This is a genomic window from Achromobacter sp. Marseille-Q4954 (genome assembly GCF_943737025.1).
GTDB lineage: Bacteria > Pseudomonadota > Gammaproteobacteria > Burkholderiales > Burkholderiaceae_B > Achromobacter > Achromobacter bronchisepticus_A.
The window spans coordinates 1,867,158-1,883,144 of the sequence record NZ_CALSFQ010000001.1; the positions used below are offsets into that span (position 1 = coordinate 1,867,158).

Annotated in this window: 15 protein-coding genes; 11 read left to right on the forward strand and 4 right to left on the reverse strand. The window is 67.9% G+C overall.

Annotation, left to right across the window (positions count from 1 at the left end):
• The first annotated feature begins 202 nt into the window (after positions 1 to 202).
• From NGK62_RS08745 to lpdA, 11 genes are all read left to right on the forward strand, one after another.
• A complete protein-coding gene (locus tag NGK62_RS08745) occupies positions 203 to 1,021 on the forward strand; it encodes a shikimate dehydrogenase family protein (RefSeq protein WP_118933917.1) in 819 nt (272 codons plus the stop codon).
• Between the two features lie 42 nt (positions 1,022 to 1,063).
• Positions 1,064 to 2,299, forward strand: coding sequence for a branched-chain amino acid ABC transporter substrate-binding protein (locus NGK62_RS08750; protein ID WP_059379114.1), 1,236 nt, complete (start codon positions 1,064 to 1,066; stop codon positions 2,297 to 2,299).
• Between the two features lie 169 nt (positions 2,300 to 2,468).
• Positions 2,469 to 3,410 (forward strand): branched-chain amino acid ABC transporter permease, encoded by a 942-nt coding sequence (locus NGK62_RS08755; protein WP_054458937.1) that lies wholly within the window; start codon positions 2,469 to 2,471, stop codon positions 3,408 to 3,410.
• Positions 3,407 to 4,675, forward strand: a complete 1,269-nt coding sequence (locus tag NGK62_RS08760) for a branched-chain amino acid ABC transporter permease (protein WP_118933919.1) — start codon at positions 3,407 to 3,409, stop codon at positions 4,673 to 4,675. The genes NGK62_RS08755 and NGK62_RS08760 overlap by 4 nt, the downstream gene beginning before the upstream one ends.
• Positions 4,672 to 5,424 carry an ABC transporter ATP-binding protein gene (locus tag NGK62_RS08765; protein ID WP_059379120.1) on the forward strand — a complete coding sequence of 251 codons (753 nt, stop codon included), beginning with the start codon at positions 4,672 to 4,674 and terminating at the stop codon, positions 5,422 to 5,424. Before NGK62_RS08760 ends, NGK62_RS08765 begins: the two co-directional genes overlap by 4 nt.
• Positions 5,421 to 6,140, forward strand: a complete 720-nt coding sequence (locus tag NGK62_RS08770) for an ABC transporter ATP-binding protein (protein ID WP_042795454.1) — start codon at positions 5,421 to 5,423, stop codon at positions 6,138 to 6,140. The genes NGK62_RS08765 and NGK62_RS08770 overlap by 4 nt, the downstream gene beginning before the upstream one ends.
• A gap of 34 nt (positions 6,141 to 6,174) precedes the next feature.
• The gene (locus NGK62_RS08775; protein ID WP_059379121.1) at positions 6,175 to 6,963 is read left to right on the forward strand and encodes an SDR family NAD(P)-dependent oxidoreductase; all 789 of its coding nucleotides are present in this window, start codon (positions 6,175 to 6,177) and stop codon (positions 6,961 to 6,963) included.
• Positions 6,964 to 7,001: 38 nt separating this feature from the next.
• Positions 7,002 to 9,185, forward strand: a complete 2,184-nt coding sequence (locus NGK62_RS08780; protein WP_251878038.1) for an alpha-ketoacid dehydrogenase subunit alpha/beta — start codon at positions 7,002 to 7,004, stop codon at positions 9,183 to 9,185.
• Positions 9,182 to 9,667 (forward strand): VOC family protein, encoded by a 486-nt coding sequence (locus tag NGK62_RS08785; protein WP_251878040.1) that lies wholly within the window; start codon positions 9,182 to 9,184, stop codon positions 9,665 to 9,667. Before NGK62_RS08780 ends, NGK62_RS08785 begins: the two co-directional genes overlap by 4 nt.
• 10 nt (positions 9,668 to 9,677) lie before the next feature.
• Complete coding sequence (locus NGK62_RS08790) at positions 9,678 to 10,964, forward strand: pyruvate dehydrogenase complex dihydrolipoamide acetyltransferase (RefSeq protein WP_251878042.1); 1,287 nt, start codon at positions 9,678 to 9,680, stop codon at positions 10,962 to 10,964.
• An 8-nt stretch (positions 10,965 to 10,972) separates the two neighbouring features.
• Entirely contained in the window at positions 10,973 to 12,370 is a 1,398-nt protein-coding gene (gene lpdA, locus NGK62_RS08795; RefSeq protein WP_251878044.1) for a dihydrolipoyl dehydrogenase, read from the forward strand.
• Positions 12,371 to 12,395: 25 nt separating this feature from the next.
• On the opposite strand, the gene NGK62_RS08800 is transcribed toward lpdA, so the two are convergent.
• The 4 genes from NGK62_RS08800 to NGK62_RS08815 all read right to left on the reverse strand — a co-directional run bounded on the left by NGK62_RS08800 (position 12,396) and on the right by NGK62_RS08815 (position 15,933).
• Complete coding sequence (locus NGK62_RS08800; protein ID WP_059379131.1) at positions 12,396 to 13,277, reverse strand: LysR family transcriptional regulator; 882 nt, start codon at positions 13,275 to 13,277, stop codon at positions 12,396 to 12,398.
• 119 nt (positions 13,278 to 13,396) lie between these two features.
• Positions 13,397 to 13,804: a RidA family protein gene (locus NGK62_RS08805; protein WP_042796274.1), complete on the reverse strand. Its 408-nt coding sequence runs from the start codon at positions 13,802 to 13,804 to the stop codon at positions 13,397 to 13,399.
• A gap of 42 nt (positions 13,805 to 13,846) precedes the next feature.
• A complete protein-coding gene (locus tag NGK62_RS08810; protein WP_013391343.1) occupies positions 13,847 to 14,272 on the reverse strand; it encodes an acyl-CoA thioesterase in 426 nt (141 codons plus the stop codon).
• 20 nt (positions 14,273 to 14,292) lie between these two features.
• Positions 14,293 to 15,933, reverse strand: a complete 1,641-nt coding sequence (locus tag NGK62_RS08815) for an AMP-binding protein (RefSeq protein WP_251878046.1) — start codon at positions 15,931 to 15,933, stop codon at positions 14,293 to 14,295.
• Between the last annotated feature and the right edge of the window lie 54 nt (positions 15,934 to 15,987).

The following is a 15,987-nucleotide window of genomic DNA, read 5'->3' on the forward strand; positions in this document are numbered from 1 at the left end:
CGTTCCAGCGGCCGCGGAAATTCCGATTGGACTCCCGAAACCGCCGCTTGACACGGGAAAAACGCTTGCCCTATGATTTATCGGACAACTTAATAAAGTTGCCTGACAACTTATTCCGAAAGCGTAAAGCAACTGACGCTTTCAGGCAAGAGAGTCGGGAACGACACAGCGGCAAACCGCTACCCAGGCAGGGGACAAACAGGTGGAAATCACCGGCAGCACTACCGTTTTCGCGATCGCGGCGGACCCGATCGCGCACGTCAAGACGCCCCAGCGGCTCAACAACCTGCTGCGCGAGCGTGGCGTGGACGCGGTCATGGTCCCGTTCCATGTGGCCCCCGACGCCTTGCCCGGCCTGTTCGCCGGCATCCGCGGGCTGGCCAATCTGGGCGGCATCGTCGTGACGGTGCCCCACAAGGAACATGCCGCCACCCTGTGCGACGCGCTGACGCCCTCGGCCCAATTGAGCGGCGCGGTCAACGCGGTGCGCCTGCGCGACGGCGTGCTCACCGGCGGCAACTTCGACGGACTGGGCTTCGTCGCTGGCCTGCGCAGCCAGGGCCACGATCCCGCCGGCCGCCACGTTTACCTGGCCGGCCTGGGCGGCGCCGGCAAGGCCATCGCCTGTGCCGTGGCCGACGCCGGCCCCGCCAGCCTGCGCCTGTACAACCGCAGCGCCGACAAGGCGCTGTCCTTCGCCGCCCATCTGGGCCGCCAATATCCCGGCCTGGCCATCAGCGTGGCCAGCGCCACGCCCGAGGCTTGCGACATCGCCATCAATGCGACCTCGCTGGGCCTGAACGACACCGATCCCCTGCCCTTCCAGCTGGACGCGCTTGCCGCCGGCACCGTCATCGCCGACGCCGTCATGAGCCGCGTCGATACGCCCTTGCTGCGCGCCGCCGCCGCGCGCGGCTGCCGCACGCATCCGGGCCTGTACATGCTGGAAGGACAGATTGCCGAAATTGCCCGGTTCCTGGGCATAGAAGAGCCGCGCAAGCCCGCCCGCGCGCTTGCCTGATCAACACATTCACCACACTCCCGTCCCACGGAGGAGACACGCATGAAATTGGCTTTCACCACCGGCCTGCTGTGCCTGGCCGGCATCGCCGCATCGGCCCAGGCCGCGCCCGTCAAGATCGGCCTGATCGAGACGCTGTCCGGCCCGCAGGCCTCGACCGGCCTGATGTTCCGCGCCGCGGTCAAATATGAGCTGGACCGCATCAACGCCGCCGGCGGCTGGAACGGCCAGCCGCTGGAACTGGTCGAGTTCGACAACCAGGGCGGCCCGGTGGGCGCGTCCGACCGCTTCCGCGCGGCCGCCGCCGAAGGCGTGCAGATCCTGGTGCAGGGTTCGTCGTCCGCCATTTCCGGCCAGCTGACCGAAGACGTGCGCAAGCACAACCTGCGCAACCCGGGCAAGGAAGTCGTGTTCCTGAACGTGGGCGGCGAGGCGCTGGAACTGACCGGCCAGAAATGCCACTTCTATCATTTCCGCTTCACCACCAACGCAGACCTGCGCGTGAAGGCGCTGGCCTCGGTCATGTCGGCCGACGGCACGCTGGGCAAGCGCGTGTACGCCATCAACCAGAACTACTCCTGGGGCCAGGACATGGAAGGCGCCACCGAGCGCTTCGCCAAGCAGTACGGCTATGAAGTGGTCGGCAAGACGCTGCACGAAGTCAACAAGATCCAGGACTTCGCGCCCTACGTCGCGCGCATCCGCTCGTCCAACCCCGACACCGTCATCACCGGCAACTGGTCCAACGACCTGCTGCTGCTGATGAAGGCCACGCAGGCCGCGGGTCTGAAGGTCCGCTTCGCCACCGTGTTCCTGGACCAGGTGGGCAACCTGGCCAACGCCGGTGAAGTCGCGCTGGGCCATTACATCGCCCACCCCTACAACATCGAAGCCGCGGGCGAGGAAGGCGCCAAGTTCGCCGAGGACTACAAGTCCAAGACCGGCCACTATCCCAGCTATACCGAGCCGCAGACCGTGATCGGCATCCGCTTCCTGGGCGAAGCGCTCAAGCAAGTGCAGCCGCAGGACGGCAAGCTGTCCGTGCCGCAACTGGCCGGCGCGCTGGAGAAGGTCACCTACACCTCGTCGTTGGGCACCTACACGATGCGCGCGGAAGACCACCAGGTGCAGCTGCCGATGGTGGTGTCCAAGGTCGGCAAGAACGCCAAGTACAAGGCCGACGGCACCGACATGGGCTTCGAGCCGGTCAAGGTGCTGGCCGCGGCCGACGTGTCGGCGCCGCCGCAAGCCACCTGCAAGATGCAGCGGCCGAACTGATGGGTTGCGCGGCCGGACCGTCAGCTTGCGCGTGACGGCCCGGCCGCGCACACCCCCTCATTGCCCCTGGCAACCCCAATAAGCGCACCCCCGGCGCGGGCCGGAAAAACCTGGTGCGCAATCGCTCGCAAGACGTCCGTCGTCTTAGCGCAAGAATCCTGGAGCGGACATGGAATACTTTACCGTCTCGCTGTTGAACGGCGTGATTTACGGCCTGCTGCTATTCATGGTGTCGGCAGGCCTGACACTGATTTTCGGAATGATGGGCGTGCTCAACTTCGCGCACGCCTCGTTCTACATGATAGGCGCGTACGCCGCCTACACCCTGACGCCCGTCACCGGCTTCTGGACCGCGCTGGTCCTGGCCACCATCATCGCCGGCCTGCTCGGCATGGGCGTTGAGCGCTATTTCCTGCGCCGCGTCCACAAGTTCGGCCATGCGCAGGAACTGCTGGTGACCTTCGGTCTGGCCTTCATCGTGGCGGAGCTGATCAAGCTGTTCTACGGCGACTTCCCGGTTGACTACCGCGTGCCGCAGTTCCTCAACTTCGCGGCCTTCCGCGTGTTCGACGCGGACTATCCGTTCTACCGCCTGCTGATGGGCGGCGTGTCGCTGGCGATGTTCGCCGTGATCTATCTGTTGCTGTCGCGCACCCGCGTGGGCATCGTGGTGCGTTCGGCCATCTACCGTCCGCGCATGGCCGAGGCGCTGGGCCATAACGTGCCGCTGGTGTTCATGAGCGTGTTCGGCGTGGGCGCGGCCATGGCCGGCCTGGCCGGCGCGGTCGCAGGCGCTTTCTACACCACCAACCCCAACATGGCGCTGGAACTGGGCGTGCTGGTGTTCGTGGTGGTGGTGGTGGGCGGCCTGGGCTCGCTCGAAGGCGCGATGATCGCCTCGCTGCTGATCGGCCTGATCAGCTCGTTCTCGGTCGGCATCGACGCCAGCCTGGCGACCCTGTTCGGCCTGTTCGGCGCCGGCGAATGGGCCGAAAGCGTGGGCGGCCTGATGACCGTGAAGATTTCCAGTCTGGCCGCGACCCTGCCCTTCCTGCTGATGCTGGTGGTGCTGCTGGTCAAGCCTTCGGGCCTGAAGGGAGAACAGGCATGAGCCAGACCCGCCGTACTTCCGCCCTGCTGCTCCTCGTCCTGTGCGTGGCCGCGCTCTGCGCGCTGCCCTGGCTGCTGCCCCCGGGCCAGCTGGTGGCAGCCGTGCAGATGCTGATCGCCGCGCTGTTCGCCTGCGCCTTCAACCTGCTGGCCGGCCAGGGCGGAATGCTGTCCTTCGGCCACGCCGCCTACTTCGGCGTGGGCACCTTCGCCACCATCCACGCCATGAATGCGCTGGGCGGCGCGGGCCTCTTGCCCACGCCGCTGATGCCGTTGGCGGGCGGCGTGGCCGGCCTGCTGTTCGGCCTGGTCGCGGGCTGGTTCGCCACCATGCGCGCCGGCGTCTACTTCGCCATGATCACGCTGGCGCTGGCCGAGCTGCTGCATGCGCTGGCGCCGCACCTGAAAGGCGTGTTCGGCGGCGAAGCGGGCGTATCCGCCATGCGCATGCCGGCCTGGGGCTTCACCTTCGGTTCCGACATCGAGGTCTATTTCCTGGTGCTGGCCTGGGTGCTGGTGTCGCTGGCCGCGCTTTATGGCCTGACGCGCACGCCGCTGGGCCGGCTGACGCTGGGCCTGCGCGAGAACGCCAACCGCCTGCGCTACCTGGGCTATCGGCCGCACACGCTCAAGACCCTGGTGTTCGCGCTGTCCGCCATGTTCGCCGGCATCGCCGGCGGCCTGCAGGCGCTGAACATCGAGGCCGGCAACTACGTGCTGTTCGACGTCAAGCTGTCCACCGACGCGGTGCTGTTCGCCTACATCGGCGGCGTCAACGCCTTCCTCGGCCCGGTGCTGGGCGCCTCCATCCTGACCTTCCTGTCGCAGACGCTGGCCGACATCACGCGCTCCTGGCTGCTGTACCAGGGCATCCTGTTCGTGCTGGTGATGCTGTTCGTGCCGGACGGCCTGGTCGGCCTGGTGCAGGGCGCCGCCCGCTCGCTGCGCGAGCGCGGCCTGGCCAACTGGCTGCCGCGCGCCGCGGTATCCGTGGCGGGCGGCCTGCTGCTGACCTGCGCCACGGTCTTCACGGTTGAGCTGCTGCAACGCATGTTCGCCCGCGACTACCGCTCGCTGCTGGCCATGAACCCCGAGGCCGGCTGGCCCGAGATTCCGCTGTTCGGCCACGACTGGGCGCCGCTGGCGCTGTCGACCTGGCTGATTCCGCTGGCGCTGTTCGTGGCGGGCCTGGCGGCCTGCCGCTGGGCGCTGGCCCTGTGGCGCGACGACGAACAAGCCGCTCCCGCGCTGGAGGCTGCACAATGAGCCACGAAATCCTGACCCTGACCGACGTGCGCAAGTCCTTTGGCGACGCGCAGATCATCCGCGGCGTGAACCTGAAGGTCGAGGCCGGCGAACGCCATGCCGTCATCGGCCCGAACGGCGCCGGCAAGTCCACGCTGTTCCACCTGATGTCGGGCTCGTTCGCGCCGACCTCGGGTGACATCAGCCTGCGTTCGCGCTCCATCGGCGGCCTGCCGCCGGAGCGCATCAACCGCCTGGGGCTGGCGCGCTCGTTCCAGATCACCAACGTGTTCCCGCGCCTGTCGGTGCGCGAGAACCTGCGGCTGGCGGTGCTGCGCATGCACGGCCTGGTCTACAACTTCTGGCGCCCCATCGCCCGCAACCGCGCCGTCAACGAAGACGTCGACCGCCTGCTGGAGAAAGTGCGCCTGGCCGCCAAGCAGCACACCGCCGCCGGCGACCTGAACTATTCGGAACAGCGTTCGCTGGAAATCGGCATGACGCTGGCCTCGCGCCCCAAGGTCATCCTGCTGGACGAGCCCATGGCGGGCATGTCCCAGCACGAGGTGGACTACACGGTCGAGCTCATCAAGGACGTGACCCGCGACTGCACGCTGCTGATCGTGGAGCACGACATGCAGGTGGTGTTCTCGCTGGCCGACCGCATCAGCGTGCTGGTCTATGGCGAGATCCTCGCCACCGGCACGCCGGCCGACATCCGCGGCGACGCCCGCGTGCGCGAAGCCTACCTGGGAGAGGAAACGGTATGACGACGCAATCCCCCTTGCTGAGCCTGCAAGGCGTGCATGCCCACTACGGCAAGAGCCACATCCTGCACGGCATCGACCTGACGGTCGGCCGCGGCGAAGTCGTAAGCCTGCTGGGCCGCAACGGCGCGGGCCGCTCCACCACCATGAAGAGCATCATGGGCCTGGTGGACGTGACCGGCGGCAGCATCGCCATCGAAGGCCGCGACATCACCAACAAGCGCCCCTTCGAGATCGCCCGCGCCGGCCTGGGCTTCGTGCCGGAAGAGCGCGAGGTGTTCGCCAACCTGACCGTGGACGAAAACCTGCGCATGGGCGAACAGCCCAGGCGCGACGACGCGCCCTATTGGTCGACCGAGCAGATGTTCGACTACTTCCCGCGTCTGAAGGAACGTCGCGGCACCAAGGCAGGCAACCTGTCGGGCGGCGAACAGCAGATGCTGACCATGTGCCGTTCGCTCTTGGGCAACCCCAAGGTCATGCTGATCGACGAACCCACCGAAGGGCTGGCGCCGAAGATCGTGGAAGTGATCGCCGACGTGATCCGCGACATCCACAAGCGCGGCGTGTCCGTGGTGCTGGTGGAGCAGAAGCTGACCATCGCGCTGAAGGTCTCCACCCGCGTCAGCGTGATGGGCCACGGCCGCATCGTTTTCGAAGGACCGCCCGCGCAGCTGCATGAGCGCCAGGACGTGGTCCAGGAATGGCTGGCGGTCTGAGCGCCGGCAAATACATCGCTAAGAGGCAAACATCTTGGACCAAACTCCGGAAGTCATCCACCCCGACCTGCGCGGCCAGAGCGTCGTCATCACCGGCGGCGCCAAGGGCATAGGCCTGGCCACGGCGCAGGCCTTCGCGCGCCAGGGCGCGCGCGTGGCGTTGCTGGACATGGACGCCGCTGCGCTGGACGAAGCCGTCGCCGGCCTGGCCGCGCTGGGTGGCGAAGCGCTGGCCGTGCAGGCCTCGGTCACCGACGCCGACGCGGTCGAGCAGGCTTTCGCACAGGTCGAAAAGGCCTGGGGCCGCATCGACGTGCTGGTCAACAACGCCGGCGTCTCCGCCAACAAGCCCACGCTGGAAGTCACCGTGGACGAATGGCGCCGCGCCGTGGACATCAACCTGACCGGCGTGTTCCTGTGCGCCCAGGCCGCCGGCCGCCGCATGGTGCCCGCTGGCGCGGGCGCCATCATCAACCTGGCCTCCATGTACGGCGTGGTGGCGGCGCCCGACCGCGCCGCCTATTGCGCCACCAAGGGCGCGGTGGTGCTGCTGACCGAGACCCTGGCCGTGGAATGGGGCCCGATGGGCGTGCGCGTGAACGCGCTGGCGCCGGGCTACGTGGAAACGGACCTGGTGCGCGACCTGGCCGCGCGCGGCCGCCTCGACCCCGAGCGCCTCAAGCAGCGCACGCCGCTGCGCCGGCTGGCGCAACCCGCCGAAATGGCCGACCTGGCGGTGTTCCTGGCCTCGCGCCAGGCCGCCTACGTCAACGGACACACCCTGGTGGCCGACGGCGGCTGGAGCCGCTACAGCTACCTCTAATCGCAAGAACGCATACACACATCTCTGGAGATTCACTCATGGCCACCCACCAACCGCTTGAGCCCCAAGCGCCCTGGCGGCAACTGACGGTAGACGCCAAGGACTGGCAACAGGCGGACCCGGCCCTGCTGGGCACCATGCTGACCCAGCTGCACTGGATCCGCGCCTTTGAAGAAGCCGTGCTCGACCTGGCCGCCGAAGGCCTGGTGCACGGCCCCGCGCATTCGTCCGTGGGCCAGGAAGGCGGCGCGGTCGGCTCGGTGCTGGCGCTGGGCGCCGGCGACCAGATCAACGGTTCGCACCGCGGCCACCACCAGTTCCTGGCCAAGGCGCTGCAGCACGTCGCGCCGCTGGGCCTGGACCCGCGCAATCCGCTCACGCCCGCCATCGATGAGGTCCTGCAGAAGACGCTGGCCGAGATCATGGGCCTGGCCCAGGGCTACTGCCGCGGCCGCGGCGGCAGCATGCACCTGCGCTGGCTCGAAGCCGGCGCGCTGGGCACCAACGCCATCGTCGGCGGTGGCGTGCCGCTGGCCGCCGGCGCGGGCTGGGCGCACAAGCACGCCGGCACCGACCGTGTCGCCGTGACCTATTTCGGCGACGGCGCGGTGAACATCGGCTCGGTGCTGGAAACCATGAACCTGACCGCGGCCTGGAAGACGCCGCTGTGCTTCTTCATCGAGAACAACCGCTACGCCGTGTCCACCACCGTGGAAGAGTCCACCGCCGAACCGCGCCTGTCGGCGCGCGGCCTGGCCTTCAACATCCCGTCGTGGAAGGTGGACGGCATGGATCCGCTGGCGGTTCACCTGGCCATGTCCGAAGCCGTGGCGCACATGCGCGCCGGCAACGGTCCCACCATCGTCGAAGTGGACGTGTACCGCTTTTTCCACCAGAACGGCCCGTTCCCCGGCAGCGCCTTCGGCTACCGCAGCAAGGACGAGGAAGCGCAATGGCGCCGCCGCGATCCGCTGGACAAGATCGCCGCGGAAATGATCGCCCGCCAACTGATCACGCAAGCCGAAGTCGACGCCCTGCGCCAGCGCTGCAAGGACGTGATGAAGGACGTGACCGGCCGCCTGACCGAAGCCGCCGACGGCGGCAAGCGCCGCGTGCGCGCCGACCTCTGGCCCAGCCCGGACTTCCGCGACGTGGGCCTGCGCAGCGACGGCTCGGAACTGGCCGGCCTGCGCTACCAGGAAGCCGCCGACTACGCCGGCCAATCCGCCGAGCGCAAGTTCGTCGACGCGGTGGCCGACGTGCTGGACCGCCGCATGGAAACCGACCCCGGCGTGGTGGTGCTGGGCGAAGACGTGCACCGCCTGAAGGGCGGCACCAACGGCGCCACGCGCGGCCTGAAGGACAAGTATCCGGACCGGGTGCTGGGCACCCCCATTTCCGAGAACGCCTTCGCCGGCCTGGGCGGCGGCCTGGCCATGGACGGCCGCTACCGGCCCATCGTGGAGTTCATGTACCCCGACTTCATGTGGGTCGCGGCCGACCAGATCTTCAACCAGATCGGCAAGGCCCGCCACATGTTCGGCGGCGACATCGACGTGCCCTTCGTGCTGCGCACCAAGGTCGCCATGGGCACGGGCTACGGCTCGCAGCACTCGATGGATCCGGCCGGCATCTTCGCCACCGCGCCCGGCTGGCGCGTGGTCGCGCCGTCCACGCCTTACGAGTACGTCGGCCTGATGAACACCGCGCTGGCCTCCAAGGACCCGGTGCTGGTGATCGAGCACGTGGACCTGTACGCCTCCTCGGGCGAAGTGCCCGCGGACGACCTCGACTATGCGATCCCGTTTGGCAAGGCCCGCATGCGCCGCGAGGGCGGCAAGGTCACCATCCTGACCTATCTGTCCATGGTCAGCCGCGCGCTCAAGGCGGCTGAAGCAGCCGGCGTGGACGCCGAGGTCATCGACCTGCGCACGCTGGACCGCGCCAGCCTGGACTGGGACACCATCGGCGCCAGCATCATGAAGACCAACAACGTGCTGATCGTGGAGCAAGGCGCGCGCGGCACCTCCTACGGCGCCATGCTGGCCGACGAGATCCAGCGCCGCTACTTCGATTGGCTGGACCAGCCGGTCAAGCGCGTGACCGGCGGCGAAGCCTCGCCCAGCATCTCCAAGGTGCTCGAGCGCGCGGCCTTCGCCGACACCGAGGAAGTCATGGCCGGCCTGGCCGACGTGCTGGCCGATCTGGGAGAACAGGCATGACCCTGCACATGACCGTGCCGATGGAAGTCGGCATCTGCTGCGCCGACCTGGACGCGCAGCTGGCCTTCTACACCGGCATCCTGGGCCTGAAGCTCGTCAACCGCGTGCACGTGCCGGCCGACAAGGCGCAGGCCACCGGCCTCACGCGCCATGGCTACGACGTGGCGCGCCTGCAGACCAGCTACGGCGAACGCATCAAGCTGCTGCAACCCGCCGCCGCACCCGAGGCCGCTGCGCGCGGCGCGGCCATCCTGGACCGCCAGGGCGCAACCTACCTGACCTTCATCGTGCGGGACCTGCCCGGCGTGGTCCGCGGCCTGGAAGCCCGGGGCGTGGTCTTCGACAGCAAGCCCGCGCCGATGGAAGTGCGCCCCGGCACCTGGCTGGCGTTCTTCCGCGACCCTGAAGGCAATGTGCTGGAACTGGTCGAATACGACGATCCCGCCACCTACCGGCCGGACCTGGCTGGCGCCGCTGAATAGGACGAACATCGTGGCACACCTTATCAAGCTCCCCTCCGTTGCCGCCGACACCTCGGGCGGCACGCTGCACCAGTGGCTCAAGAAAGAAGGCGACGTGGTCGCCGTGGGCGATGCGCTGGCGGAAATCGAAACCGAAAAGGCCATTGTCGAGATCAATGCCGAGCAGGCCGGCGTGCTGGGCCGCATCGTGGTCCAGGCAGGCGCGGCCTCCGTGCCGGTGAACACCGTGATCGGCGTGCTGCTGGCGCAGGGCGAAGACGCCTCGGCCATCGACCGCGCGCTGGCCGAAGCCGGCGCGGCCGTGCAGCCGGCAGCCGCTGCCGCTGCTTCGGCTCCCGCCGGCAATGCCGCCGCCGCTTGCCCCCCGGCCAACTGCGCTGCCGCCCCTGCCGGCGCCGCAGCCGCGCCCAAGGCGCCGGCCGCCGCCAGCAACGCTCCGGTCCCCGGCGGGCGCCTGTTCGCCAGCCCGCTGGCGCGCCGCCTGGCCGCGCAATGGCATGTGGATCTGCTCGGCGTGACCGGCACCGGTCCGCACGGCCGCATCGTGCGCCGCGACGTGGAAGCGGCGCGCGACCGCGCCCCGGCCGCAGCGCCCGCAGCGCTGGCCGGCCGTCCCGCCGCGCGCCGCGTGCCGCATACCGGCATGCGCCGCGCCATCGCCCGCCGTCTCACCGAGAGCAAGCAGAACGTGCCGCACTTCTACCTGACGGTGGATTGCCGGATGGACGCGCTGCTGGCGCTGCGCGCCCAGGCCAACCAGGGCGGCGCGGTGAAACTGTCGGTCAATGACTTCATCGTGCGCGCGGCCGCCCTGGCCCTGCGCGAAGTGCCGGAGGTCAATGCCAGCTGGCACGAGGACGCGGTCGAATACCATGCCGGCGCCGACATCTCGGTGGCGGTGGCGACCGACGGCGGCCTGGTCACGCCCATCGTGCGCGATGCCGACGTGAAATCCTTGTCCGCCATTGCAGGCGAAATCGTCGAGCTGGCCGGACGCGCCAAGATCAACCGGCTCAAGCCCGAGGAATTCACCGGCGGCTCGCTGACCGTCAGCAACCTGGGCATGTACGGCATCAGCCAGTTCGCCGCCATCATCAATCCGCCGCAGGCCGCCATCCTCGCGGTGGGCGCGGCAGAAAAGCGTCCGGTGGTGGACAGCGACGGCCAATTGGCCGCCGCCACCGTCATGACCGTTACCCTGTCCGCGGACCACCGCGTGGTGGACGGCGCGGTGGGCGCGCGCTGGCTGGCCGCCTTCCGCACGCTGATCGAAAACCCCGTGCGCATCCTGCTGTGAGCCCCGCCATGACCAAGACTACGTTTGATCTCGTCGTGGTGGGCGGCGGCCCCGGCGGCTATGTCGCGGCCATCCGTGCGGCCCAGCTGGGCATGTCGGTCGCGCTGGTGGAACGCGCCGAACTCGGCGGCATCTGCCTGAACTGGGGCTGCATCCCCACCAAGGCGCTGTTGCACAGCGCCACCGTGCTGCGCGCCTGCCGCGAGGCGGCGCACTACGGCGTCGCGGGCGCGGGCGAAGCGCGTCCGGACCTGGCCGCCATGGTGGCGCGTTCACGCAAGGTGGCGGGCCGCCTGGGCCAGGGCGTGGCGCACCTGATGAAGAAGAACGGCGTGACCGTGTTCGCCGCCAGCGCCAAGCTGGCGGGCGGCGGCCGCCTGGTGCTGGACAACGGCAGCACGCTGTCGGCCAAGCACATCATCCTGGCCACGGGCGCGCGCGCCCGCGAGCTGCCGGCGCTGCCCCTGGGTGAACGCGTCTGGGCCTACCGCCAGGCGCTGGTCCCAGCCGAGATTCCGAAGTCGCTGCTGGTGGTGGGCGCGGGCGCCATTGGCGCGGAGTTCGCCAGCTTCTACCGCGCCGTGGGCGCGGAAGTCACGCTGATCGACATGACTGCGGAAATCCTGCCGCAGGAAGACGCCGAGATCTCGGCGCTGGCGCGCAAGGCCTTCGAAAAGCAAGGCATCCGGGTACTGACGCAGTGCGCCGTGGCCTCGTCCTCGCTGACCGCGAGCGGCGTGAAGGTGACGCTGGACCAGCAAGGCAAGCGCAGCGAGCTGGAAGTGGACCGCGTCATCGTCGCCGCCGGCATCGTCGGCAACGTCGAGAACCTGGGCCTGGAGCAGACCCGCGTCAAGGTGGAGAAGACCCACATCGTCACCGACGGCCTGTGCCGCACGGGCGAGCCCGGCGTCTATGCCATCGGCGACGTGGCGGGCGCGCCGTGGCTTGCCCACAAGGCCAGCCACGAAGCCGTGCTGTGCGTGGAAGCCATCGCCGGCAGGCCCGCGCATCCCATCGATCCGTTGCGCATCCCGGCCTGCACCTACTCGTACCCGCAGGTCGCCAGCATCGGCATGAGCGAAGCCCGCGCCCGCGAACACGCCGCCAAGACCGGCGGCGACATCCGCGTGGGCAAATTCACCTTCGCCGGCAACGGCAAGGCGATCGCCATGGGCGAGGACCAGGGACTGGTGAAGACGGTGTTCGACGCCAAGAGCGGCGAGCTGCTGGGTGCGCACATCATCCACCCCGAAGCGTCCGAGCTGATCACGGGCTACGGCGTGGCGGCCTCGCTGGAAGCCACGGAAGAAGACCTGATGCACACCGTGTTCGCGCACCCGACCCTGTCGGAAACGCTGCACGAATCGGTGCTGTCGGCCTTTGGCCGCGCCTTGCACGCCTAGGCGCCATGCCAAGCGCGGCGCGGGTTCAGATCCGCGCCGCGAAGAAATCCAGGAAGCAGGCGATGCGCCGCGAGAGCTGCGTGTTGCGGTGATACACCGCGTGCATGGGCTGCAGATAGTCCGTGTGCGCGGCTTCCATCAGCTTCACCAGCCGGCCGGCCTTGACGTCCTCGCGCACCACGAAGTCAGACAGGCAGGCGATGCCCACGCCGCGCACCGCCAGTTGCCGCTGCGTCTCGCCGCTGGACGTCGCCAGCGTCGGCACCGCCAGATAGCTGGACCCGCCCGCGTGGCGCAAGGGCCAGACGTTCAGGCTCTCAGGCTGGGTGAAACCCAGCACTTCATGCGCCGCCAGGTCCTCCACCGTCTGCGGCGCGCCGCGCCGGGCCACGTAGTCCGGGCTGGCCATCACCCAGCGCGGCGACGGCCGCAGCGTGCGCGCATGCAGGGTGGAATCCGTCAGCGGCCCCATGCGCAGCGCCACGTCGGTGCGGTGTTCCATGAGGTCCACGATGCGGTCGTTGCTGGTGAGTTCGAGCGTGATCGCCGGATACTCGTGCCGGAACTCCGCCACCAGCGGCACCACGCAATGCAGCATGACGGGCACCGACGCATCCACCCGCAAGCGGCCCGCCGGGCGCTGATGCACCATGCGCATGCAATCCTCGGCTTCGTCCAGCGACGCGACGATGTGCCGGGCCTTGGGCAGGAAATGCTTGCCCTCCTCGGTCAGTTCCATGCGCCGGGTGGTGCGGTTGATCAGGATGACGCCGAGCTCTTCCTCAAGCCGCGACAGGCCGCGGCTGACGCCCGACGCAGTATGGCCCAGAAGCTCGGCGGCGGCGCTGAGGGATCCGGCATCCACCACGCCCAGGAACAGGCGTACCGCGTCAGAGTTCAGGGACATGAGGCAGGCTCCTTGGTTGATGGATCGATTGTATCGAGCCCCAGCGCTCAAGAAGCCTGCAAAAAAAACGCCGAAGGCCAGGCGATAGCCGGCCCTCGGCGCTCAGGAGCAACCGGCGATTACTGCGCCGGCACCACGGCAGTCACCTCAATCTCCACCTTGGCGCGGTCCTCGACCAGGTCCGCCACCTCCACGGCCGTCATCGCCGGGAAATGCCGGCCGATGTACTCACGATAGTGCTTGCCGATGGCGGGATAAGCCGCCACATACTCGTTCTTGTCCGTCACGTACCACGTCATCCGGACGATATGCTCAGGCTTGGCGCCGCCCTCGGCCAGAATCGCGACGATGTTCGCCAGCGTCTGGCGCACCTGCTCCGCCAGATCGTCGGTCTCGAACTGCTGCTGGCCATTCCACCCCACCTGCCCGCCCACAAATACGAGCTTGCTGCCCACCTGCATCTCGGTGAGCACGCCATTCGAATAGCCCCGGGGCGCCATCCAATCCGGCGGTTGCAGAATTTTCATAACGTCATCCTATATTTAAGAAAAGCAAACGATCCCCGCCGCTTACGCTGCGGGAACCAGATAAGCCTGCATGCGTTCCCGCAGATCCGCAGGCAGCGGCATGGACTTCATCGTCCGCAAATCCACCGTTACGATCGTCAGCGTCGCCGACAAGCGCAACTGGCCATCCGGCCCCTCGAAGCGCACCAGCGCCTTGAACGACGCGCCGCCGATGCGCTGTACTTCCAGCACCTGGCGCAGACGCTCGTGCCAGCGGCTGGGCGCGCTGAAATCGCACTGCACCGACGCCATCGGCGTGCCGATGTGCCGCTCCACGTGCAGCGCATGAAACGGCAACCCCATGCCCTTGTCGAACCATTCCTCGACAAAGTCATTGATCATCTCGAAGTAGCGAGGGTAGAAAACGATGCCCGCCGGATCGCAATGACGGAAGCGGACTTCGACCTGGCTGATGAAAGGGGCTGCCATGGAATTTCCTTGTTGCCGGTTCAGGCCATCTTGCGCAGCGCGAAACGCTGCAGCTTGCCGGTTTCGGTGCGCGGCAGCGCGTCGACAAACTCGATGGCACGGGGATACTTGTAGGGCGCGATATTGGCCTTCACGAACTGCTGCAGCGCCGCGACTAGCTCACTGCCGGCTTCATAGCCCGGCTTGAGCACCACGAAGGCCTTGACCACCTGGCCGCGCTCGTCGTCCGCCGCGCCCACCACGCCGCACTCCGCCACGGCCTCGTGACGCAGCAGCGCGTCCTCGACCTCGGGTCCGGCAATGTTGTAGCCCGCCGAAACAATCATGTCGTCATTGCGCGCCTGATAGAAGAAATAGCCGTCGTCATCCTGCAGGAACGTATCGCCCGGCAGGTTCCAACCGTTCTGCACGAAGCGCCGCTGGCGTTCGTCCGCCAGATAGCGGCAGCCGGTAGGCCCCTTGATCGCCAACCGGCCCACCGTGCCGTTGGGCACGGGATTCATATCGTCATCGACGATCTGCGCCACATAACCCGGCACCACGCGGCCGATGGCGCCGGCCTTGACCGACTCCGGCGGGCTGGACACGAACACGTGGATCATTTCCGTGCCGCCGATGCCGTCGATCATCTCGATGCCGCTGGCTTTTTTCCAGAGCTGGCGCGTCGCATCCGGCAGCGCCTCGCCCGCCGACACGCTCTTCTTCAGCGACGACAGATCGAACTTGCCCACCAATGCCGCCATCTGGCGGTAGAACGTGGGCGCCGTGAACACGATGGTGGCGCGGAAATCCTGGATCAGCTGCAGCAGGCTTTCCGGCGACAGCTTCTCGGCCAGCACCGTGCTCGCGCCCACGCGCAGCGGGAAGCACAGCAGGCCGCCCAGGCCGAAGGTAAATGCCAGCGGCGGCGTGCCGCAGAAAATGTCGTCCGGACCCGGCTTGATGACGTGCTTGGGGAACAGGTCGCACATCGCCAGGACGTCGCGATGGAAGTGCATGCAGCCCTTGGGCGCGCCGGTGGTGCCGCTGGTGAAGGCGATCAGGCACACGTCGTCGGCCGCGGTATCGCAGGCCTTGAAATCATCCGGCTTGGCCGCTGCCAACGCATCCAGCGCGTCGGGCGCCTTGTCGTTGAAGTACATGACCTTGGTCAGGCCAGGACAATAATGCTCATGGCTGGGCTGGGTGCAGAACTCCGCCTCGTCTTTCAGGCGGGCATCGCACAGCACGGCCTGGATCTGCGCCTTGTCGATGATCTGCTTGAGTTCCTTGGCGCGCAACAGCGGCATCGTCGGCACCGTCACCAGCCCGGCCTTGATCGCTGCCAGCCACGAGGCCGCCATCATGGGGTTGTTCGGTCCGCGCAGCAGCAGGCGGTTGCCCGGCACCAGGCCCATATCTTCCGCCAACACCCGGGCGATACGGTTGGTCAGCGCGGCCAGTTCGCGGTAGGTCATCGTGGCCTGCTTGCCGTCCTGGCTCCAGCGCAGCGCGACGCGCTCGCCGTGACCGCGCTCGACCATGGCGTCCACCAGTTCGACCGCGCAGTTCAAACGTTTCGGATAGGCCACGTCGGGGCCGTCGAGCAGGAACTCTGGCCATTGTTCGCCCGGGGGCAGATTGTCCCGGGCGAAAGTGTCGATGTGGGCGGATGCTTCCATGGAATTCCCCTTGCTATTGCGGTGTAGTTGCTGTGCCGGGACGACGGAGCTCGA